At 38.5% G+C, this 19,532-nt stretch carries 23 protein-coding genes and 2 riboswitches; of the genes, 15 read left to right on the plus strand and 8 right to left on the minus strand.

What is annotated here, in order from left to right:
* Window positions 1-52 precede the first annotated feature (52 nt).
* Window positions 53-99, minus strand: a riboswitch (PreQ1 riboswitch).
* 131 nt (window positions 100-230) lie between these two features.
* Window positions 231-273: riboswitch (PreQ1 riboswitch) on the plus strand.
* Window positions 274-368: 95 nt separating this feature from the next.
* From FA727_RS05385 to FA727_RS05395, 3 genes are all read left to right on the plus strand, one after another.
* Complete coding sequence (locus FA727_RS05385) at window positions 369-902, plus strand: VUT family protein (protein WP_136829725.1); 534 nt, start codon at window positions 369-371, stop codon at window positions 900-902.
* 142 nt (window positions 903-1,044) lie between these two features.
* The gene (locus tag FA727_RS05390; RefSeq protein WP_136829726.1) at window positions 1,045-1,224 is read left to right on the plus strand and encodes a hypothetical protein; all 180 of its coding nucleotides are present in this window, start codon (window positions 1,045-1,047) and stop codon (window positions 1,222-1,224) included.
* Window positions 1,225-1,227: 3 nt separating this feature from the next.
* Entirely contained in the window at window positions 1,228-1,626 is a 399-nt protein-coding gene (locus tag FA727_RS05395) for a hypothetical protein (protein ID WP_136829727.1), read from the plus strand.
* Window positions 1,627-1,638: 12 nt separating this feature from the next.
* Here the strand turns inward: FA727_RS05395 and FA727_RS05400 are convergent, their stop codons facing one another.
* The gene (locus FA727_RS05400) at window positions 1,639-2,607 is read right to left on the minus strand and encodes a sugar phosphate isomerase/epimerase family protein (RefSeq protein ID WP_136829728.1); all 969 of its coding nucleotides are present in this window, start codon (window positions 2,605-2,607) and stop codon (window positions 1,639-1,641) included.
* Between the two features lie 172 nt (window positions 2,608-2,779).
* On the opposite strand from FA727_RS05400, the gene FA727_RS05405 reads away from it, so the two are divergent.
* The 7 genes from FA727_RS05405 to FA727_RS05435 all read left to right on the plus strand — a co-directional run bounded on the left by FA727_RS05405 (window position 2,780) and on the right by FA727_RS05435 (window position 10,236).
* Window positions 2,780-3,769 carry a LacI family DNA-binding transcriptional regulator gene (locus tag FA727_RS05405; protein ID WP_136829729.1) on the plus strand — a complete coding sequence of 330 codons (990 nt, stop codon included), beginning with the start codon at window positions 2,780-2,782 and terminating at the stop codon, window positions 3,767-3,769.
* A gap of 15 nt (window positions 3,770-3,784) precedes the next feature.
* Window positions 3,785-4,795, plus strand: coding sequence for a Gfo/Idh/MocA family protein (locus tag FA727_RS05410; protein WP_136829730.1), 1,011 nt, complete (start codon window positions 3,785-3,787; stop codon window positions 4,793-4,795).
* An 81-nt stretch (window positions 4,796-4,876) separates the two neighbouring features.
* On the plus strand, window positions 4,877-5,683 hold the full coding sequence (locus tag FA727_RS05415; protein WP_136829731.1) for a sugar phosphate isomerase/epimerase family protein: 807 nt from the start codon (window positions 4,877-4,879) through the stop codon (window positions 5,681-5,683).
* A gap of 5 nt (window positions 5,684-5,688) precedes the next feature.
* Window positions 5,689-6,615 (plus strand): Gfo/Idh/MocA family protein, encoded by a 927-nt coding sequence (locus FA727_RS05420; RefSeq protein ID WP_136829732.1) that lies wholly within the window; start codon window positions 5,689-5,691, stop codon window positions 6,613-6,615.
* Window positions 6,616-6,648: 33 nt separating this feature from the next.
* The gene (locus tag FA727_RS05425; RefSeq protein WP_136829733.1) at window positions 6,649-7,644 is read left to right on the plus strand and encodes an ABC transporter substrate-binding protein; all 996 of its coding nucleotides are present in this window, start codon (window positions 6,649-6,651) and stop codon (window positions 7,642-7,644) included.
* 79 nt (window positions 7,645-7,723) lie between these two features.
* Window positions 7,724-9,220, plus strand: a complete 1,497-nt coding sequence (locus FA727_RS05430; protein ID WP_246041699.1) for a sugar ABC transporter ATP-binding protein — start codon at window positions 7,724-7,726, stop codon at window positions 9,218-9,220.
* Window positions 9,217-10,236, plus strand: coding sequence for an ABC transporter permease (locus FA727_RS05435; protein ID WP_246041701.1), 1,020 nt, complete (start codon window positions 9,217-9,219; stop codon window positions 10,234-10,236). The genes FA727_RS05430 and FA727_RS05435 overlap by 4 nt, the downstream gene beginning before the upstream one ends.
* A 152-nt stretch (window positions 10,237-10,388) precedes the next feature.
* Here FA727_RS05435 and FA727_RS05440 read toward each other — a convergent pair whose 3' ends face one another.
* The gene (locus tag FA727_RS05440; protein WP_136829736.1) at window positions 10,389-10,811 is read right to left on the minus strand and encodes a VOC family protein; all 423 of its coding nucleotides are present in this window, start codon (window positions 10,809-10,811) and stop codon (window positions 10,389-10,391) included.
* Between the two features lie 244 nt (window positions 10,812-11,055).
* Here FA727_RS05440 and FA727_RS05445 point away from each other — a divergent pair, with 244 nt between their 5' ends.
* Window positions 11,056-11,601 carry a DUF1697 domain-containing protein gene (locus tag FA727_RS05445; protein WP_136829737.1) on the plus strand — a complete coding sequence of 182 codons (546 nt, stop codon included), beginning with the start codon at window positions 11,056-11,058 and terminating at the stop codon, window positions 11,599-11,601.
* Between the two features lie 101 nt (window positions 11,602-11,702).
* A complete protein-coding gene (locus FA727_RS05450; RefSeq protein WP_136829738.1) occupies window positions 11,703-12,488 on the plus strand; it encodes an SDR family oxidoreductase in 786 nt (261 codons plus the stop codon).
* A gap of 113 nt (window positions 12,489-12,601) precedes the next feature.
* On the opposite strand, the gene FA727_RS05455 is transcribed toward FA727_RS05450, so the two are convergent.
* The 4 genes from FA727_RS05455 to FA727_RS05470 all read right to left on the minus strand — a co-directional run bounded on the left by FA727_RS05455 (window position 12,602) and on the right by FA727_RS05470 (window position 14,675).
* Entirely contained in the window at window positions 12,602-12,886 is a 285-nt protein-coding gene (locus FA727_RS05455) for a DUF5316 family protein (protein WP_246041703.1), read from the minus strand.
* A 9-nt stretch (window positions 12,887-12,895) separates the two neighbouring features.
* Window positions 12,896-13,582 carry a DinB family protein gene (locus FA727_RS05460; protein WP_136829740.1) on the minus strand — a complete coding sequence of 229 codons (687 nt, stop codon included), beginning with the start codon at window positions 13,580-13,582 and terminating at the stop codon, window positions 12,896-12,898.
* A gap of 221 nt (window positions 13,583-13,803) precedes the next feature.
* A complete protein-coding gene (locus tag FA727_RS05465) occupies window positions 13,804-14,277 on the minus strand; it encodes an NUDIX hydrolase (RefSeq protein WP_136829741.1) in 474 nt (157 codons plus the stop codon).
* 59 nt (window positions 14,278-14,336) lie between these two features.
* Window positions 14,337-14,675: an NIPSNAP family protein gene (locus FA727_RS05470; protein WP_136829742.1), complete on the minus strand. Its 339-nt coding sequence runs from the start codon at window positions 14,673-14,675 to the stop codon at window positions 14,337-14,339.
* A 182-nt stretch (window positions 14,676-14,857) separates the two neighbouring features.
* On the opposite strand from FA727_RS05470, the gene FA727_RS05475 reads away from it, so the two are divergent.
* Together FA727_RS05475 and FA727_RS05480 are read left to right on the plus strand one after the other, a co-directional pair.
* Window positions 14,858-15,334: a hypothetical protein gene (locus FA727_RS05475; protein WP_158318793.1), complete on the plus strand. Its 477-nt coding sequence runs from the start codon at window positions 14,858-14,860 to the stop codon at window positions 15,332-15,334.
* Between the two features lie 2 nt (window positions 15,335-15,336).
* The gene (locus FA727_RS05480) at window positions 15,337-15,858 is read left to right on the plus strand and encodes a hypothetical protein (protein WP_246041705.1); all 522 of its coding nucleotides are present in this window, start codon (window positions 15,337-15,339) and stop codon (window positions 15,856-15,858) included.
* A 132-nt stretch (window positions 15,859-15,990) separates the two neighbouring features.
* On the opposite strand, the gene FA727_RS05485 is transcribed toward FA727_RS05480, so the two are convergent.
* Window positions 15,991-16,419: a GNAT family N-acetyltransferase gene (locus tag FA727_RS05485; protein WP_136829745.1), complete on the minus strand. Its 429-nt coding sequence runs from the start codon at window positions 16,417-16,419 to the stop codon at window positions 15,991-15,993.
* 103 nt (window positions 16,420-16,522) lie between these two features.
* Between FA727_RS05485 and pdxR the strand changes: the two genes are divergently transcribed.
* Entirely contained in the window at window positions 16,523-17,923 is a 1,401-nt protein-coding gene (gene pdxR / locus FA727_RS05490; RefSeq protein ID WP_136829746.1) for a MocR-like pyridoxine biosynthesis transcription factor PdxR, read from the plus strand.
* Between the two features lie 228 nt (window positions 17,924-18,151).
* On the opposite strand, the gene FA727_RS05495 is transcribed toward pdxR, so the two are convergent.
* Window positions 18,152-19,525, minus strand: coding sequence for an MATE family efflux transporter (locus FA727_RS05495; RefSeq protein WP_136829747.1), 1,374 nt, complete (start codon window positions 19,523-19,525; stop codon window positions 18,152-18,154).
* Window positions 19,526-19,532 lie beyond the last annotated feature (7 nt).

Here is a 19,532-nt window from a genome sequence, read left to right on the forward strand (position 1 = left end):
ATCCTCCTCAAATAAAAAAGCCACATCCTATATGGACATGGCGAATAGTCAATGTTCCATAGTTTTTTATAGAGGGTATAAGCTATGAACCTCTTATGTTAATTTCCTCTTCATATATTATAGAAATAAGCATGATACGTCAAATATATATTTCTGGCAAAAGGGGGTTTTCAGCAAAAACATAATGTGTTATGATTTTCAAGTCAATTTCATAAAATCCGTTTTCGCAAACGGTAGAGGTTCTAGCTACCCTCTCTAAAAAACTAAGAAATACAGTTGTGCTTTCTTAGCGGACTGTTTTTTTCTATTTATAAGAGATTTGTTAGGGCTTATATATTGACCGAAAAAACATACAAGAGGTGTCAATTATGAGGGTACTACTTTATTTAATTTCAATTGTGGCAGCAAACGTTGTCACTGCCGCATTTGCACCAATGCAATTAGGCGTATTTATTGTGCCAATGGGGACTTTGTTGGTTGGGTTAACCTTTATTTTCCGTGACTTAGTTCAGAATCAATACGGACGTAAGAAAACGTATTTATTCATTGTGATCGCATTAGTGTTATCCGCCATCGCGTCATATATTCTTGGAGATACGTTATTAATCGTAGCGGCTTCTGCGATTTCGTTCTTGATCGCTGAAACAACTGATACGGAAATCTACACACGCTTAAATTTACCAATGAATTTGAAGGTATTGTATAGTGGGATTGTTGGTGGATTGCTAGATTCTGTAATCTTTGTGATTATTGGTTTAAGTCCACTTGGTGCAGGATTCCTTCCATGGGAAGCAGTTCCATACGCAATCTTTGGGCAGGTTATCGTAAAAACGATCATCCAAGGTATCGGGGCAGCGATGTTGAATCCGGTATCGTCTATGTTTAAGGCGAAGACAAATTAATTAAGAGGGTTATCTATGAAGGCAGGGTAGGTGCCATTTGAGATAACCCTTTTTTTGTTGGAGAGGGTAGTAGCTTGCACGCCAAGATAGAGATAATCCGGCTCGAGTAGACCGCCAAATCGAGTTTGCGCGCCAAGATGAAGTGAATCCGGCTCGATCTGACCGCCAAATCGAGTTTGCGCGCCAAGATAGAGCGGTTCATGCTCGAGTAGACCGCCAAATCGAGTTTGTACGCCAAGATGGAGCGGTTCATGCTCGAGTTGACCGCCAAATCGAGTTTGTACGCCAAGATAGAGTGAAACCGGCTAGAGCTGACCGATAAATCGTGTTTGCCCGCCAAGATAGAGATAATCCGGCTCGAGTAGACCGCCAAATCGAGTTTGTACGCCAAGATGGAGAGAATCCAGCTCGAGTTGACCGCCAAATCGAGTTTGCACGCCAAGATGAAGTGAATCCGGCTCGATCTGACCGCCAAATCGAGTTTGCGCGCCAAGATAGAGCGGTTCATGCTCGAGTTGACCGCCAAATCGAGTTTGTACGCCAAGATGGAGAGAATCCAGCTCGAGTAGACCGCCAAATCGAGTTTACGCGCCAAGATGAAGTGAATCCTGCTCGACCTGACCGCAAATCATGTTTGCCCGCCAAGATGAAGGAAATCTCTCCAAACCTGACTGACAAAATAGTTTCTCAGCTTCATGGAAAGTCAATTATCGACATTAGTTAACATAATATATAATTATGTCCACCACATATCGCCAACAGAATCTTTCATCAAAATTGGTAAAAGATTTCCTACGGCTTTGCTCAAACCTTCATCAATTGACATCAATCCATCTTCGTGCTCGATGCTGATAACATAATCATAACCATATAGACGAAGGGTACTGATGATATCTGTCCAATCTTTGGCCCCATGTCCATAACCAACAGAACGGAAATACCAGGCACGATTTTGCATATCGGCGTAAGAAGTCATGTCAGTTAACCCATTACGGTTCATATTTGGCTGATCGATAATGGTATCTTTCGCATGGAAATGATGAATCGCATTTTCACGACCTAAAATTTTGATTGCCTCAACGGGGTCAATTCCTTGCCACCATAAGTGGCTTGGATCTAAATTCGCACCGATTGATTCACCACAAGCTTCTCTTAATCGCAAAAGGGTAGCGGGCGTGTGTACGGAAAAGCCACCATGTAACTCAAGCCCAATTTTGATCCCATGCTTCTCCGCAAACTGAGCTTTTTCCTTCCAATAAGGAATGATCTTTTCTTCCCATTGCCATTTCAAAATATCTTGAAAATCGTTCGGCCATGGTGAAACTGGCCAATTTGGATATAAAGCATTTTCATGATCACCTGGACAACCTGAGAAAGTATTGACGACCGGAACACCAAGCTGACTTGCGAGCTGTACCGTTTTCGTAAAAAGGAGGTCGGCTTCTTCCGCAATCTTCTTCTGTGGGTGAAGGGGATTGGCGTGGCAACTTAATGCACTAATGGTGAGACCATAACTTGCAATTTTTTCAAGAAATTCCTTTTGTTTATTCTCGTCTCCCAATAATTCATCAAGCTTACAATGAGCATCTCCAGGATAACCTCCCGTGCCTAATTCAACAGCTTCAATACCCTTTGCTGCAACTGTTTCTAACATCTCAACAAACTCTTTTTCCGCGTATAAAACAGTAAAAACTCCTAGCTTCATCAGGCTTACCTCCTTCATGTAACGCATTACATAGCATAATTTTTAAAAATGAAACTATCATATAATAACAGTTTATATGTATGTTCGATTAAGTAGAGTATGCCAGAATTGAACAAATTTGTAATCGATTACAATGAATCACATATATATGGAATGGAAAGTGGGTTTTAGAATGGCCAATATCCAAGAGGTCGCAAAGAAAGCGGGGGTTTCTGTTGCGACGGTTTCTAGAGTACTAAATCACCATCCATCCGTTACCCCAAAGACAAGGGTCAAAGTCGAGACTGCCATAAGAGAATTAAATTATGAGCCAAGTATGTTGGGACGAAATCTTCGTAACTCGGAAAGTCGTCTGTTACTCGTGTTGATTCCGAGTATTTCAAACCCTTTTTACACGGAAATCATCAATGGCATTCAAACGACAGCAATCAAACATCGTTACAATATCCTTCTTTGTGAAACGAACTCAGACCCGCGAAGAGAAAATATTTTTTTCAACATGGTAAAAAACAAACTGGCTGATGGTATTATTTCGATGGACCCGACGATTAATAGACAGAAATTAACGGAGTTGGCAGAACACCATTCGGTCATTTTGTGCAGTGAGTACATGGAAGACGGAAGCATTCCATATGTCACAATTGATAATGAACGAGCCGCCTACCAGGCTGTGAAGCATTTAATCATTTTGGGGAAGAAAAAAATTGCTTTGATTAATTCTGATGAGCGATTTCTCTATGCTCGCCAAAGAAGAAAAGGCTATGAAAAAGCATTAAGAGAGTTTGAGATTCCTATTTCAGAAGAGTTAATTTACAACACGCATGAATTGAATTTTCATGATGGCGTTCAAGCCATGAGAATGCTACTACGAATGGAAGAAAAGCCATCGGCTGTTTTTGCTGTGTCTGACACGCTAGCGATTGGAGCTTTAAAAGAAATCAAGGCTAGCGGTTTGAAAGCACCTGACGATATTGCAGTGGTCGGATTTGATAATATTCATTTCTCCAACATGTCAAACCCGACATTAACGACCATCGCACAGCCTATGTACAAAATGGGAGCGACTGCTGCCACAATGTTAATCAATCAGATTCAAAGTAAGCAAGTGGAGAGTATTCTACTGGATCATGAATTAATCATTCGTGAATCAACTATGGGTTAAAAGGAGGGAGTCATTTTGGGTATTACTGTGGGAATTATTGGATGTGGTTCCATTTCAAGATTTCGGCATGCGCCTGAGTATAAGGCAAATCCGCATGTCGATGAGATTGTTTTCTTCGACAAAAGTTTAGAAAGAGCGAAGGAACTTGCTGAGGAATTTGGTGGACGAGTGGTCGAAACAATTGAAGAACTATTCAACGATTCTAGCATTATTGCCATTAGTGATTGTTCATCAAATGAAGCACATCATCTTAATACCACGCAGGCACTCTTACATGGCAAGCATGTATTATGTGAGAAACCGTTAGCGATTAATGTGAAATATGCCGAACAGATCCTGGAGGCACAAGCCGCATCTGGGAAAAAGTTAATGGTTGATCACAATCAACGTTTTACAAAGGCTCATCAAAAAGCGAAGGAAATCATTGAAAAGAAAGAACTGGGCGAAGTACTGACCTTTAAGACAAATTTTGGTCATCAGGGACCTGAGAGCTGGAGTGTAGATAAATCGAATGCAACTTGGTTTTTTAAAAAGGAGCGTTCTCATTCTGGTGTGGCTGGGGATCTAGGCATTCATAAAATTGATTTGATTCATTTCTTATTAGATGACGAGATTGAAGAGGTGCTTGCTTTTACCGGAGCACTGGATAAGCTAGATGAAAATGGCGAGCCGATTGAAGTTTGTGACAATGTCGTTTGCGCGTTAAAAACGAAAAAGGGACGAATCGGGACAGCATCTTTCTCATGGACATATTATGGATCTGAAGACAATTCAACAACCATCTATTGTCAAAAAGGCATTCTTAAAATCTATCAACATTCAACAAATCAATTAATTGTTGAGAAAAAAGATGGGGAAGTCATCAAATACGAATTAGAAGCGATTCAAACGAATGAGAGCCAAACGAAATCAGGTGTAATTGATGCATTTATTGATTGCATTATTCATGATAAGGAGCCACCAGTGACAGCTCAACAAGCGGTAGCAAGTCTTCGTGTGATCGAGAAAATCTTAGGTGAAAAATAATCTGACATACAATGTAACGGATTACATATGATTTAATAGGCATCAATCCGTGTGTAATCCAATAACGATGGGAGGGTTGGCATGTTACACCAGCTTGCGATTAATTCGAATACGTATCATGGTTTTTCATTAGAGGATTGTGTTAAAGGAGCAAGTGAAGTAGGTTTCACACAGATTGAACTTGCCGCTGTTAAAGATCACACGCCGCATGTTTTACCAGATATGTCAAAAAAGGAAATTCAGGATATTAAGAATTTGCTGTGGGAGTATAACATGTCCTGTATCGGGATTGGAGCCCACAGTAACGTGATGAAAAACGAGGGGATTGAAAATCTTTTACAAAGTGTTGACCTTGCGGTGGAATTAAACTGCCAGTATCTCATTACAGCAACCGGGGATGCCCACAATGATACAGATGTCATTGAGGATGAAAAGATCTTAATTAAAAATTTACTACCAGTAATTGAAAAATGTGAGCAGCATCAGAAAATGTTAGTCATTGAAACACACGGGAATAATTATGCCACAGGTACGTCTCTAAAAAATCTTGTCCAATCTCTTTCTAGACGAGTAAAGATTAATTATGACACAGCGAATGTCATCTTTTACGGAAATGTATTTCCTTATGAGGATTTAGAGGCTTCCATCGATGCTGTACAATTCGTTCACTTGAAGGATAAGTTGGGAGCAAATCATGAATGGAATTTCCCAGCCATTGGCGAGGGGCATATCGATTTCACTAGAGTTTTTACTACTCTACAAAAAAACGACTATAAAGGGCCAATAAGTGTGGAGATTGAATTTACCCCTGCAGGGCCATCAGGTCTTGAGGAAGTAAACGAAAGTGTGAAAAAATCCTATGCCTATCTTTCGAGAATTGTAAGGTAAGAGAAATGAAGAACGTTGCGATAGTTGGTATGGGGTTCATGGGAAAGACACACTTACAAGCGTATCAAAAAATGGAGAATGTGCGGGTAACAGCTATTGAATCGAATGAATTTGATGAACTATTACGAAAAAAAGTTGATGTGATCGATATATGTCTACCTACATTTTTACATGAAGAGTACATCATCAAAGCTGCACATGCTGGAAAACATATTATTTGCGAAAAACCTTTAACTTTAACAACTGAATCAGCAGCAAGGATTATTGATGCTGTTCAGAAAAATAATGTGAGATTGTTTGTTGGGCATGTACTACGTTTCTGGCCCGAATACGAACAGATTAAGCTTTATAGCCAAAAAGAAAAATTCGACATCGTGCATGCACAGCGATTGGGACAGATACCAAAATGGAGTACATGGTTTCAGTACCCTGAAAAAAGCGGTGGCGCTTTATTCGACTTGCATATTCACGACATTGATTTTGTTACCTATGTCATTGGTGAGGTAGAGTCTGTTTTTGCAGTGGGTAGTAAAAATCAATTTGGGGCTTGGGATCATGTGATGTCGACCCTTTCTTTTAAAAATGGCAGCAAAGCCTTTCTGGAAGGGTCTCATAGGATGACGGGAGAATATCCATTTACCTTTGCCTTTCGTGCACAATCGAGAGAAAGCACAATTGAGTTGAACGTAGTGGCCGGTGAAAATATTGAAAGCATCAGTTCGAACCAATTTTTCCGTTACGATAAAGGCAAAAAGAACTCGATCGAGATAGAGAAAAAGGACCCGTTCGAGAATGAGTTAGCTTATTTTATCCATTGCCTAGAAGCGGAGGAAAAGAATGATGTAATTCCGCAAGAAGATGTTCTATATACACTTCGAATACTTGAGGCAATTCAGCAATCGTTGGAAACAGGAAGGATAGTCCGAATTTAGTGAAAGCGCTTTTATCTAAAGGGGGTTTTTGTGATGAAGAAGGGTTGGAAGTTGTTTTTGTTGCTCGTGTTGGTTTTCATTCCATTTTTAGCGGCGTGTAATAATTTGGCGACGAATGAAGAGCCAGAAGAAGAACCAGCTACACCAACGGAAAACGAGACAGAGACAGAAATGCATAAGATTGGGATTCTTGCACCAGCTGTGACACATGGTTGGGTAGCTGCGGTTGCTTATCATGCAGAAGCAAGGGCAAAAGAATTAGGTGATGAGATTGAATACCAAATCCAAACTAGTACGAATGCAGAGGAAATGACCTCTCAACTAGATGATTTAATGACATGGGGTGCAGAAGCCATTGTTGCCTTTCCGCAATGGGAAGGGATGGAGGTGCCAATTCAAAGGGCATTAGATGCAGGTGTCAAGGTAGTCAACTTTGATATTGCTATTAATGCTGATGGTGTGTACCGTGTATCTGGTGATAACGAGGACATGGGCATTCAGGGAGCCAACTATATTGTTGACAAGATTGGAACAGAAGGGAATGTCGTCATTCTAGAAGTACCTTCTTCAGGATCGGTATCTGAGCTAAGGAAGAAAGGCTTTGTAGAAACGATTGAAGAAATCGCTCCAAACATGAATTTAATCACATACGCTACTCAGTTCACACGTGAGGATGGCTTAAAGGATTTTGCTGATATTTTAACAAGTAACGATAAAATTGATGCCGTTTATTCAATGGATGATGAAACGTCTATCGGAGTTTTACAAGCGATTAGAGAAGCGGGTAGAACAGATATTAAAGTGGTTACAGGTGGTGGCGGAATGCAGGAGTATTTTAATATGATGCCTGAAAATGAGGATATTTGGATTCAATCAGCCCTGTACAGCCCAGCGATGGTTAAAGATGCTGTTGATGTAGCCTTGAATGTTCTTAATGGAGAGACAGTAGATGAGGTCACAATTATCCCGACTACGATTGTAGACAGAGAGAATTATGAAGAATTCCTTGATGAAGGTTCGCCTTATTAAGAATAGAAGAGAGGGTATGGCGCAGCTGTAGCCTCTCTTTCTACCATTACGAAGTGGAAGTGATGGCATGCTTGTTGAAATGAAGAACATTGTAAAATCCTTTGGAAGCAATCACGTGTTAAAAGATGTTTCCTTTTCAATCAAAGGTGGAGAAATATGTGCCTTGCTTGGTGAAAATGGGGCTGGTAAGTCTACATTGATGAATATCCTGGGTGGGGTGTTCAAGCAAGATTCAGGTTCGATTTCTGCAGATGAGGAACTGATTGAATTCAATGTACCTGCCGATTCTCAGGAAGCGGGAATTGCTTTTATCCATCAGGAATTGAATTTAATCAATGATTTACCGATCTATGAAAATATGTTTCTTGGAAGAGAGAAGAAAAACAAAAGAGGAAGTCTTGACCTGGAAGGGATGTTAAAAGAAACCGAGAGTATGTTTGAGAAAATGAATGTGGATCTCGATCCGAGAAGAATGGTAAGTGACTTGGATGCTTCTTATAAACAAATCGTTGAGATTTGCCGCGCGATGATGACCAATGCTTCCATTATTATCATGGATGAACCGACATCTTCCTTAACTGAGCAGGAAACAGCTAGAGTGTTTGAGATGATGAAAAAGCTAAAAGATGAAAATGTGGGGATCATTTTTATTTCTCATAAACTCAATGAGGTGCTGGAGGTTTGTGACCGATATGTTGTCCTAAGAGACGGGAGTTTGGTTGCAGAAGGAAGAGTAAATGAAGTCATAACGAATGAATTGGCGCGATTTATAGTCGGATATGATGTCAGAACAGAGTCTTTAAGAAGAGAAAAGAATTTAGGTGAAGAAATTTTAAGGGTAGACGGGTTCAGTTCGAATTCTATTTTTAGGGATATTAACTTCTCCATTCGTGCTGGTGAAATTGTCGGTGTGACAGGACTTCTCGGGGATGGGCGGAGTGAACTTTTTCAAGCGATATTTGGAGCGGTACCTGTCACTTCAGGGAAAATCTACTTGAACGGTGATCTAGTTAGCATTAAGAGTACGACCCAGGCAATTGAAGCGGGAATTGCCTATCTTCCACGAAATCGAAAAGAGAATGGAATTATAAAAGATTTGAATATTATTGAGAATGCCTCGATTGTCACATGGTCGAGATTCTCAAAACGCGGTGTTATTAATGCCCGAAAACATGAGGCGGTCTATGAAGAGCAAAGAAAGTCTCTAAGGATCAAGATGGATAAGCATACGGATCGAATCACCAGTCTTTCTGGTGGAAATCAACAAAAGGTAGTTTTAGCAAAATGGCTAGCTGCCAACCCAAAACTACTCATCTTAGATAATCCGACTCAAGGGGTAGATGTAGGGGCTAAAGAGGATATTTACGATATTATTATGAAGCTGGCGGATGAAGATATTGCGATTGTGGTTTTATCAAGTGAAGCGCAGGAAATCATTCGACTGTGTGACCGTGCGATTGTGATGTATCATGGCGTCATTCAAGGTGAAATAGCAGGAGAAAACATGAATGAGCACAACATTATGAATCTCGCAACGGGTGGTGTATGGACGAAGGAAGGGAGGGAAATCCATTGAAATTTTTGACGTGGTTCAAAACGAAATGGAAGAACGAGCCACTTTTCAGCACGGCGATTGCACTCATCATAATGATTATTTTACAGACATTTGTGTTGGGCTTTGATTATGATTCTTTCGGTAGTTGGTTTGAATCTTGGACAAACAATTGGATTAACATTTTGCGAAATAATGCGGGGATTGGCATTATTGCGTTAGGGATGACCTTTGTCATTATGACTGGTGGTATTGACTTAGCAGTCGGCTCGACTTTGGTTGCCACTGGTGCTTTTACGATGATTCTTCTCGATACAGGCACAAAAGGCATTCTAAGTATGCTTGGGATGACAGGCATTCCTGCGTTTATCTTAACAATTATCATCGTATTGATTTTGGGTTATCTATTAGGCGCGCTCATCGGAGTTACGATTACGAAAGGAAATGTACCTCCGTTTATTGTTACATTAGGAGCGATGCTTATTTTTCGAAGTGTGACCCAGCACTTTATGCAGGGTTACAATCCAAAGGTACCTATGGAATTCTTAGAGATTGCAAGCTTTAGGTTTGGCAACTACATGATTATGCCTATCATTTATTGGGCTGTCATTGCTTATATTCTCTATTATGTTTCCAAACGAACCACATTTGGAAGGCAAATTATTGCGGTCGGTTCAAATGAAAGAGCGGCAAAGCTTTCTGGTGTGAATGTAAATAAAGTAAAGTTACGTGTTTATGCTTTGATGGGAGTCCTTGTATCGATCGCAGCGATTATTCAGGTTTCTCGTGTTGGTTCTATGGACTTTTCTAATGCAGGTAGGGGAATGGAGATGGATGCCATTGCTGCAGCAGTCGTCGGTGGAACGAGTATGGCCGGCGGAAGAGGCTTCGTCCTTGGTACGGTGTATGGAATGCTCATTATCGCCGTTATGAATAATCTATTAAACTTGTTCGGTGTGCCTCCATTTTTACGGGAAGCATTTAAAGGATTGATTGTAATTGGTGCAGTGTTGTTGCAGAGGAAGGAGAAAACATCCTGATTTAGAATGGCCGTTCTCAGTATAAATGGGAGCAGCCTAGTTATTTGTTGTTACAGGATATGTTTTCAGGTGTTGATAGCTGATAACTTCTCCTCGATAATTTCATGTCAAGGCACCATTTTACCTAAAAGTGAAATGATGCCTTGTAGTGATTATTTTACTTCAGTTGACAGTTGCCAAGTGATGCCGAACTTGTCTTTGACTTGACCATAAGAAGGGCTCCAAGGTGTTTCTTGGAGTGGCATGATAGCTTCTCCACCATCTAAAAGTTTCTCATATACTTCTTTTGATGTTTCTACATCATTGAAAAGGACAGCAACATCTACTTGTGCTCCAGTTTGATATGGTTGACCCGGAAATGTATCTGAGATCATTAGGAATGTATTCCCGATTTTTAATTGTGCGTGAAGTACACGGTTTTTTGCCTCTTCAGGAAGAGGGAATTCAGGGTTTTCCGGCATGTCTCCGTAAGTTTGAACTCCTAAATTTTCTGCATTTAAAGCATTTTCATAGAATCTTACAGCTTCTTTCCCATTGCCATCCAGTCTAAGATAAGGATGTACTCCTAAAATCATTAAACACACCTTCTTCATAATTTTTTATATGTAACCATGGGGGAACATACATTCTTATTATACAATATGTTTCATAAAAATGGAAACACCAACTTTAATTATCCTAACCATGAAACAAATGAATTATCCTCCTACTTATTTTGTTTAGGAGTTTCTGAATTGAAATACACGCACTTTAATAGGGAGGATTCACACAATTTTTGGTGAACTTATAAGTAGTCAATCCAATGAAAGGAAGTTGGTTATGGTATATATCGCATTACTACGTGGGATTAATGTTGGTGGAAAAAACAAAATTGATATGAAGATCCTTAAACAAACATTTGAACAAGCAGGAATGGAGGATGTGGTGACTTATATCAATACAGGGAATATTATTTTTTCAAGTAAAAGTCAGTCAAAAAATGAGTTGTCTCACATTTTGGAGGAAGCCATACATAAGGGTTTCGGTTTGGATATTAGAGTAGTTGTCCGTAGTTTTGAAGATATTAAAAGAATTATCAGTGCCATTCCTGATACATGGAAAAATGATAATGAGATGAAAAGTGATGTTCTTTTTTTATGGGACGAGATAGATGAGGAATCTGTACTGGAGAATGTGGACATTAAACCGAGTATAGACACGGTAAAATATGTGCCTGGAGCAATCCTTTGGTCGGTTGAAAAGAAAAATGTGAACAAGAGTGGGATGTCAAAGATAATTGGTAAAAAAGTATATAAGCAAGTGACAGTGAGAAATGTCAACACGGCTCGGAAGATATACGAATTGATGCAAGGTCAAATTAGGTAGAATACGACTTCCCGATTCTCCCGACACGTAACCAGAATGCAAATAAATAGTTCTCCTTAGGGTAATAGTAATATTTATCATCTAAAAAGGAGATGTTTTGCATGAATAAACAACTAGAAAATCAGGTTGCACTCGTAACAGGTGCTGGTTCGGGGATCGGCAGGGCAGCTGCTCTTAAGCTTGCTCAAAATGGTGCAAAGATTGCACTAGTCGATTTACATAAAGATCACGTGGAGGAAGTCAAAACGCAAATCGAAGAAATGGGGAGCGAAGGGCTTGTATTGGAAGCCAACGTTGCTCACCCTGAGGAAGTTGAAGCCTGTTACCAAAAAACTGTAAAACAGTGGGATAGATTAGATATCGTATTTGCAAATGCCGGAATTAATGGTGAGGTAACGCCAATTGAAGACCTAGAGCCGAAGGATTGGGAATTGACCATTTCTAATAATCTAACAAGTACTTTTTTAACAGTCAAATATGCTATTCCTTATTTAAAAACAAATGGAGGAAGCATCATTATTACAAGTTCTATCAATGGAAATCGGATATTTAAAAATTTTGGAATGTCTGCCTATAGTACATCCAAAATTGGTCAGATGGGCTTTGGAAAAATGGCAGCCCTTGAACTTGCTCAATACCATATTAGAGTGAATATTATATGCCCAGGTGCCATTGAAACGAATATTAGTGAAAACACGTGGAAAGAAAAAGAGAAGTTAAAAAAGGTGGAAATACCAGTTGTATATCCGGAAGGAAACCAGCCACTGGAACACAGAGCCGGAAAAGCAGAACAAGTAGCTGATTTGGTTCTATTCCTTGCTTCTAGTCAATCTAGTCACATAACGGGGAGTGAAATTTTCATCGACGGAGCAGAATCCTTATTGTAATTTGAGATAGTGGGATAAGTTCAATACAAAACCGAGCATAATCCATAATGTTCGGTTTTTTTCGAAAAATATATGAATTGATGCAAGGGAAGAGCAAGTAGTATTTAAAGTATTTATATAATGATCGCTAAAATAAGGTTTGGAGCACAGATTAATGTCATGTTTAAGAGCATTTTGTTTCGACTATGTCTATCTTCTGAGGATTCAGTGGCATAATTAGCTCGCATTCTATCTCCACTTACCATACTTCCTGATAACACCATTGATAATCCGAGCAAAATGATGCCGATACCACCTGGGATGAAATATGCTTTATCAGATCCCCAAATAAGTATTGATACAAGGAAACCGACAATCGCAAGTATGATTCCGAGTAATAAATTTTTCAAGCTATTCATCCTTCCACATCATTTTTGAAGTTTATCCTTAACACGAATACTTTTGTTCAGGTGTAAAAAAATGTGTCTCGTGGCTGGCATTAAAATTAAGCCTGCAATGTTCTTTTTGCTCCAATAATCAGTTAACCAATTTGATCTTGCCATAACTGCGTTTTCCTCAAATAAACGTTCAATTCTGTTATGATCAATACTTAGATTAAAATCACCAGAATTCAGGGAAGATACAATTTCTTGCGTACGTGTTCCAACAGCTGTGCGATAGGTTAATAATGATTCAAGATCAATACTTGAACTCAACAAAGCAATTTCTTCTTCGCTCATATCATTACCAGAGTGCACAAAGGGAATATTCATTTTTTCTAACAAATGGTGTGTAAATAGGACTTGCTGTTCATTCGCTATTAAAATATTCATCGTCATATCTTCTATACGAGTAATATGCCATAAGTGCCATGCAATGGAATTCTTAGTATCAGGATTTGAAACCGGATACTGTCTGAATGTAGTTTCGTCCAAATCCCGTAACAGTGCATCTTCAAGTGTTGTTAAACTCGTTCTACCGATAGTAGAACTGTGTACCAAAGAGTGCTGATCTAGGAATAATTGTACAGCTTGTGAATGTTGCTCAGGATTTATAATAATTTCTTTCAGGTTCTTGTGGTTTTCATTCCATACCTTTAGTTGGTCTTTATCCATTAGTACCATCTCTCCCTATAAATAAAGCGATTCCTCATCATTAAGAATCGCTGCTGTTAGTTAGAAAAAATTAATAAAATTACAGGGATGCTAATAACAAAGTATGATAATAGAATCGTTAACAAGACAGCATCATATGATTCCAAATGAATCACTGTAGTTCCTTTTGTTCATTTTTAAGTATGTATACGTGGAAAAAGGTAATTGGTTTCAGCATCAATCTAACTATTTGGCTTTACTATTATATGCTCTGTCGACAGTGGTAACTTTCCTAGGGCAGTCCGCAGAAATTCAGGATACAGCTCTATTTCTTGAAGTTCTTCAATCGGCATCCATTGATAAATCAATCTTTCGCCTTCTATCCCGTAAAAAGGTGTGCTGCTTAATTCAAATGATTTATTTTCTGAAGTGACGAGGTAGTACATCCCAATCTCATGAACATCTTTTCCTTTGTATTCAAAAAAGTTTTCTACTACCCATACCAATTTTTCAATCTTAATATCGAGACCTAGTTCTTCTTGAAACTCTCTTCTTATACTTAATGTTGAATCTTCAGCCATTTTTACTCTACCACCTGGAAGTGACCAGTTCTTTTCGTTGACGTCCCGGTGTAAAAGGACATGACCATTTTTGATCCAAATCCCAGCAACTCGATAGTTAAAAACAGCAATGTCTGTATGAAATACTACGTCCAATTTATGTCAGCTCCTTTATGATGGAATAATTCGACAAAAACCGAAAAATTCCTTTCTTATCATGAGAGAGTCGACTTCAATTCCTCATTTCGTACTTCTAAAACATATTGCTTTAAAACAAAATCTCTACCACCATGATCCTCATACCAATTATTGATACGCTTGAGGTGCTCTTGATCGTTTCTGACGTTCGCTTCGATTGCTTGATATTCCTCATAGCTGTCATACTCCCAAATAGCAAAAACTTCTGTTGTTGCTTCATCCTTTGGGACTATCCATCGACCAATTAAACGTGCTCCATGCTTCAATTGATTGGGTAAGTTAGTTTCATTAAAATGAGCATTAAAAATCTCAACAAATTCATTTTTCACCACATAGAATTTTCTTCGATAGAACAAACATTTCACTTCCTTAATAATTTTATATAAAACTAACTTCTACTTTTATGGGAAAAATTCCTTTTAGCTTTGCTATGAGTCTCGAAGATTTGTCTATACCGCTAAAGACAGTTAAAGAAAATGATAAATATTTCCTTTGATTTGGGGAATTTTATACACATATGTGTTAGATCATTTAAAGGATGATTACGATGCTAGTGGCTCTATTTGCCTTGATTGCGTGGATGATAATAATTGTTTTCGTCTTGGTGCCTAAAAGATTAACTGTTACAGAAATGATCTTTTTATACTATATCATTGGAATTCTCACGGTCACCTTATTTACGATTCTTGACGTTAATTTAGAATGGGTTCCCGTTACTAGAGATATAGAAAAATCTTTTGCATTACATATTTGTCGCTTCATTATCATCCCTTTTCTTCTGATGATGGCTTCCGGAATTCTTAATTCTCCCTTGAGTCGCCGTTGGAGATGGTCAATTGGAGTCTTGATTTTGATACTATTGTTGGTAGATGATGGGCTAATGCTTCGGTTTGAAATGATCACTTTTCGCCATTGGAGCCTTCTGTATAGTATTCCTATGTACACGATGTTTATTGTTACGTTGACTTTTATTACCCGATGGTTTGTTCGCTTAGACAGAGAGGAGCTCAAGTAACCTTGAAAGTAATTCACTATGACAATCATTTTAATGGGAACGAGTGGTTTGTGATCATTTCAATCGTGGTTGGACTCCTAGCATTTTTAGCCATTCCAAAACGATTTCCGATAAAGGTGTCGATTATCTACCTACTTACGGGCGTTTTTACCGGCTTTTTTTTCGATCACACGTTAAGCGTTATTCCAGTTAGCTATTATGATTTAAATGATAAATCAGTATTTGAACTGACCGATTTTTTATCCCATGTAATGTACGCATCCTATAGCTACTTCTTCTTTTATTTGTATGACTATTTAAAAGTAAAATTTCGTTATTCGCCAGTGTATATTTTGATATGGACCATTATGAGCATGGGGATTGAAAAATTAAGTGCACTTGTAGGGGTGTATCACTATAAACATGGGTATACGATCTTCTACTCATTTATCATCTATTTATTAGTTCACAGTAGCTGGGTCGCACTCTACTATATAATCGAAATCGAGCGACAAGGTGAGAAGAAATCTATACTTCTTCAATAGTTTGAGTTGTACCTTTTAACCTAAAATTGACAGATAATATGTTATATACATGTTATATAGAAAGTCTATCTAGAATGAGACGAAGAGTGGAAAAATAGGATGTCAAAAAAGACCTAAATCAGGTTTTTAAATTCAAATTCTTTTAAGAAACACATAGCTCACCTTATCATAGTTCATCTTATTTTCATAAAAGCGGTGCGCATTGGTCCGCTGCAATCCTGATGAAAGTGAGACAATATCATAGCCATTTTCCTTTGACCAACTATGGACATAATTTAGAAGTGCTTCGCCATATCCTTTGGACCGACTCTCTGAATCTGTCACTAAATCACAAACCCAAATAAATTTCCCATTATACAAAGTAATCATCGGCATAAAGCCTGTTGCGGCTACTATTTTTTCGTTATCATATAAGGCTGCGATTTTATAAGATTCCTTCTCTACGGCTTCTTTCACCAGTTCAACGAATTGGTCCTCATTCAAATGTGTACGCAATTGCTTCATGACAGGAAAGGCTTCTTTCCATTCCTTTTCAATTTTCAGTTCCTTAATTTCAACCATTTTTATACATCTCCTTTAATCATATTTAAACACAATCTGGTATAATCAAAAGGACCAGATACGGTATATTTGATGGTGTCAGATTTGATATAGGAGATGAGCTATGATTGAACTAACTCCAATTTTCGATAGTAAAAGTGGTAAGGCATTGTACATACAACTTGCCGAGTATATCAAAAAAGAAATTCTAGCTGGAAGAATAAATACTAATGAAAAATTACCGTCGAAAAGAAAATTATCAGAGTACCTTGGAGTGAGCTTGAACACAATACAAGCTGCTTACGATCAATTATGTGCGGAAGGGTATGTGGAAAGCCAACCTCGAAAAGGATTATTTGTAGCTTCCATTGAACATGAAGTATTCATGCAACGACCTTTAGAAAAACAAGGACCAATAACTAAGATCAAAGAAGTAAAAATCAAAATTGACTTCAATTCAGGGAAGGTCGATTTAGATCATTTTCCATATGCAATTTGGAGGAAACTTACCATTCAATCTTTATATGAGGATCAGGTAGAATTATTTTACATCGGAAATCCTCAAGGGGAAGAGAACCTTCGTGAGCAAATAGCAGCCCACCTTTATGCATCTAGAGGTGTTAGATGCTCTGCCGAACAAATTGTCATTGGTGCTGGAACACAGTCTTTAATCGGATTATTGTCTATGATCATTGGAAATGAATTTACATATGCACTGGAGAATCCCGGATTCCATAGAGCGAGAATCGCTTTGCAAGACCTAGGTATTCGTACAATTCCCATTTTGCTTGATGAAGATGGAATAGATATAAACCTGTTAAAAATGTCAGATGCACATGTAGTGTATGTTACACCGTCTCATCAATTTCCGAAAGGGATGCTAATGCCCATTTCCAGGAGAATGGATTTGTTAAAATGGGCAGAAGAAAAGAACGCTTACATTATTGAAGATGATTATGATGGAGAATATCGTTATAAAGGGAAGCCAATCCCGGCTCTGCAAGGACTGAGTGTTAATGAAAATGTAATCTATTTAGGTACATTTTCCAAATCGTTAATTCCATCTATTCGAATAAGCTATATGGTTTTACCAACTCCACTTTTAAAAAAATATCATGAGCACTTTATCATCTACAAACAGACAGTTTCCCGCCTTCATCAAGAGACACTTTATCGTTTCATGAAGGAAGGGTATTGGCAGACTCATCTTAATAAGATGAGAACTCTTTACCGTAAAAAACAGGCGGCCTTAATGCTAGCGATTACTCAATATCTTGGTGGTAATGTCACCGTCATCGGTGAAAAATCTGGCCTTCATATTGTTTTAGAAGTTAAAAACAATATGGCTGAAGTAGAATTAATTGAGCGGGCGATGGCTGTTGGTGTTAAGGTTTATCCATTATCCGTATATTATTATGGTGAAACAGAATACACAGGTTCTCGAGTTTTAATAGGCTTTGGAGGATTAACAGAATCAGAAATTAGTTCAGGAATTAAGTTATTAAAAGAAGCCTGGAGGCTTTAACAAAAGGGAATGGTTTTTAGAAGACCTCGTACATGAACAAGGAATCATTTCTGTATGTGCTTATGATGCAAACCAAATTCCGGCCACTTGGACAACCTTGTTAATTAATAGTCATGGAGTGACTCTTACAGATAGAGAGGTTATATATAGTTCTTGAATTCTAAGCGGCCAAGACAGGTAGAAAACACACAAAAAACCGAGCATAAAACTACATGCTCGGTTTCCCATTTAGGCTTTCTTTACCTGATATTCATTGACTTCAATATTCATTTTTCGTTCCCAAGGTCTACTTTGCCAACGTCGTAAAGCGAGAATTCCACGAATCCATTCATCCAATCCTTGTGCAATCCATACACCTAGTAATCCTAAGCCTAACTGAATGCCGAATAAATAACTAAATACAACGGCGATACCCCACATGAAAATGATTCCGACATACATAGGGAAGCGAACATCACCAGCTGATTTTAACGTATTCATTAAAACGATATTCATCGCTCTGCCTGGTTCGATAAAAACAATAGCCCAAAGAACCGGGAGCCCTATTGCAATGATACTTGGATCATCTGTAAAGAAATTGAGAACAGGGGAGCCAATTAAGGCGATAATTAACGATACCGTTAAAGAAGCTACCATGGCAATCTTTAATGTGCGCATCCCACGGTGAAATGCCTTTTCAAATTGCTTTCCGCCAATGTATCGAGCAACTAACATTTGAGTACCCATTCCAATCGCCATCGTAAACAAAAAGCATAGCATCGAAATATTGACAATATACACACGAGCGGTTAACGAAGATGCTCCAAGTGTTGCGATGATTCCTGTAATAATCAATTGAGAAAATTGATACGATAAATTTTCACCAGCTGATGGAATTCCGATTGAAAGGAGTCCGCGAAAATCTTCTTTTTTGATTTTAAAAATATGCTCCAGCTTAATCGAAATCGATAAACGCTGATAGACAAAGTAGAGTAGAATAAGTACTGCAATGCCTCTTGCAGCTACAATTGCCCATGACACACCTGTTACTCCTGTAATAGGAAGTCCGAATAACCCAGAAAGGGCCACAATATTTCCGATAATGCTGATCACATTCATGAAAACTGTCACAAACATGGATTCTTTAGTGAAGCCATAGCTACGGAGAACAGCACTAAGTGCAAGAGACAAGGATTCTAAGAAAAGAGACAGTCCACAAATTTTCATGAAAATGAGTCCGTACTCGTAAATCTGTCCATCTACATCAAAAAGTGTTAGAAAATACTCTCCAAAGAAAAAGACAATCACAGCTACGATAACTCCAAACCAGAAATTCATTCCGAACGCTGATTGAGCCATCTGTTTCGCTTCTGCAATTTTTCCTGCACCAAGCTTTTGCCCGATTAAGATTGTCGCTCCGACAGATGTGACGTTAAAAACGAGAATAAATATATTGAGTAATTGATTGGCTACCCCAACACCTGCTGCTGCATTATCTGAATAATGTCCAAGCATAAAGGTCGCGATAATCCCCATTGTCATATGGAGAGCAATTTCAATGAAAAGGGGCCAAGTTATTTGAAAAAGAGTTTTTTCTTGAAATTGATTTTTTTCTTCCGTCATGGAATCT

Origin of the sequence: Robertmurraya kyonggiensis, from assembly GCF_005116465.1 — a bacterium.
GTDB classification, from domain to species: domain Bacteria; phylum Bacillota; class Bacilli; order Bacillales; family Cytobacillaceae; genus Robertmurraya; species Robertmurraya kyonggiensis.

What these genes read in the sequence shown, in the direction of transcription:
- FA727_RS05385 (WP_136829725.1), top strand. Translation starts at nt 369, where the DNA reads ATGAGGGTACTACTTTATTTAATTTCAATTGTGGCAGCAAACGTTGTC.
- FA727_RS05450 (WP_136829738.1), top strand. Translation starts at nt 11,703, where the DNA reads ATGAATAAACAACTAGAAAATCAGGTTGCACTCGTAACAGGTGCTGGT.
- FA727_RS05425 (WP_136829733.1), top strand. Translation starts at nt 6,649, where the DNA reads ATGAAGAAGGGTTGGAAGTTGTTTTTGTTGCTCGTGTTGGTTTTCATT.
- FA727_RS05400 (WP_136829728.1), bottom strand. Translation starts at nt 2,607, where the DNA reads ATGAAGCTAGGAGTTTTTACTGTTTTATACGCGGAAAAAGAGTTTGTT.
- pdxR (WP_136829746.1), top strand. Translation starts at nt 16,523, where the DNA reads ATGATTGAACTAACTCCAATTTTCGATAGTAAAAGTGGTAAGGCATTG.
- FA727_RS05485 (WP_136829745.1), bottom strand. Translation starts at nt 16,419, where the DNA reads ATGGTTGAAATTAAGGAACTGAAAATTGAAAAGGAATGGAAAGAAGCC.
- FA727_RS05420 (WP_136829732.1), top strand. Translation starts at nt 5,689, where the DNA reads ATGAAGAACGTTGCGATAGTTGGTATGGGGTTCATGGGAAAGACACAC.
- FA727_RS05455 (WP_246041703.1), bottom strand. Translation starts at nt 12,886, where the DNA reads ATGAATAGCTTGAAAAATTTATTACTCGGAATCATACTTGCGATTGTC.
- FA727_RS05475 (WP_158318793.1), top strand. Translation starts at nt 14,858, where the DNA reads ATGATTACGATGCTAGTGGCTCTATTTGCCTTGATTGCGTGGATGATA.
- FA727_RS05405 (WP_136829729.1), top strand. Translation starts at nt 2,780, where the DNA reads ATGGCCAATATCCAAGAGGTCGCAAAGAAAGCGGGGGTTTCTGTTGCG.
- FA727_RS05460 (WP_136829740.1), bottom strand. Translation starts at nt 13,582, where the DNA reads ATGGATAAAGACCAACTAAAGGTATGGAATGAAAACCACAAGAACCTG.
- FA727_RS05445 (WP_136829737.1), top strand. Translation starts at nt 11,056, where the DNA reads ATGGTATATATCGCATTACTACGTGGGATTAATGTTGGTGGAAAAAAC.
- FA727_RS05415 (WP_136829731.1), top strand. Translation starts at nt 4,877, where the DNA reads ATGTTACACCAGCTTGCGATTAATTCGAATACGTATCATGGTTTTTCA.
- FA727_RS05440 (WP_136829736.1), bottom strand. Translation starts at nt 10,811, where the DNA reads ATGATTTTAGGAGTACATCCTTATCTTAGACTGGATGGCAATGGGAAA.
- FA727_RS05430 (WP_246041699.1), top strand. Translation starts at nt 7,724, where the DNA reads ATGAAGAACATTGTAAAATCCTTTGGAAGCAATCACGTGTTAAAAGAT.
- FA727_RS05495 (WP_136829747.1), bottom strand. Translation starts at nt 19,525, where the DNA reads ATGACGGAAGAAAAAAATCAATTTCAAGAAAAAACTCTTTTTCAAATA.